Raw genomic sequence first — 966 nt, forward strand, 5'->3', positions numbered from 1 at the left:
CTTAGAGCAAGTTTCTACCACGGTGCCAAAATCCGCAATTCTGCGGTTTTGCCCCTCGCGGGAAACTTGTTGGGGAGTGCCTTCCCCAAACCCTGCTTTGCGGCTTGCGCCGCTTATCCCCGCCGCGCTCATGCGGCAAGAAAGGAGGTCACGACCATGCGAAAGAAATACAACACACCCCACCGCAGCCGCGTTGTGAAAACCCGGCTGTCCGAAGATGAATACGCCGACTTCACAGCGCGGCTTGCGCCCTATGGTATCAGCCAGTCGGAATTTCTCCGGCAGGCGATACGGCGGGCGACCATACGCCCCGTTATCCATGTGTCGGCGGTCAATGATGAACTGCTCTCCGCTGTTGGAAAGCTGTCCGCCGAGTACGGCAGAATCGGCGGCAACCTCAACCAGATAGCCCGGTATCTGAACGAGTACGGCGCACCCTACAATGCGCTGTCCGGCGAGGTACGCACCGCCATAGCCGACCTTGCCGCCCTCAAGTATGAAGTCTTACAGAAAGTAGGTGACGCGGTTGGCAACACTCAAGCATATCAACTCTAAAAACGCCGACTATGGAGCCGCCGAGCAATACCTACTTTTTGAGCATGACGAGTTTACCATGAAGCCCGTCCTTGATGAAAACGGCAGGCTTATCCCCCGCGAGGACTACCGGCTGTCAACGCTGAACTGCGGCGGCGAGGATTTTGCCGTTGCCTGTATGCGGGCAAATCTCCGCTATGGGAAGAACCAGCGGCGGGAAGATGTGAAAGGCCACCACTATATCATCAGCTTTGACCCACGGGACGGCCCGGACAATGGCTTGACCGTAGACCGGGCGCAGGAATTGGGCGAGAAGTTTTGCACCGAGCATTTCCCCGGCCACCAAGCCCTTGTATGCACCCACCCGGACGGGCATAACCACAGCGGCAACATTCATGTGCATATCGTCATTAACAGCCTGCGGATTGAGGA

2 protein-coding genes are annotated in these 966 nt (G+C 57.2%); both read left to right on the forward strand.

Annotated features, from left to right (window positions below):
- The first annotated feature begins 156 nt into the window (after nt 1-156).
- Entirely contained in the window at nt 157-555 is a 399-nt protein-coding gene (mobC, locus tag B5F19_RS16845) for a plasmid mobilization relaxosome protein MobC (RefSeq protein WP_087292925.1), read from the forward strand.
- The coding region (locus tag B5F19_RS16850) for a relaxase/mobilization nuclease domain-containing protein (RefSeq protein WP_162612611.1) at nt 527-966 on the forward strand (440 nt) is incomplete at its 3' end. The genes mobC and B5F19_RS16850, both read left to right, overlap by 29 nt.

It is taken from the genome of Pseudoflavonifractor sp. An184 (assembly GCF_002160305.1).
GTDB lineage: Bacteria > Bacillota > Clostridia > Oscillospirales > Oscillospiraceae > Lawsonibacter > Lawsonibacter pullicola.

Bases quoted from the DNA above. Each gene is read 5' to 3' on its own strand.
- mobC (WP_087292925.1), top strand. From the start codon at position 157: ATGCGAAAGAAATACAACACACCCCACCGCAGCCGCGTTGTGAAAACC.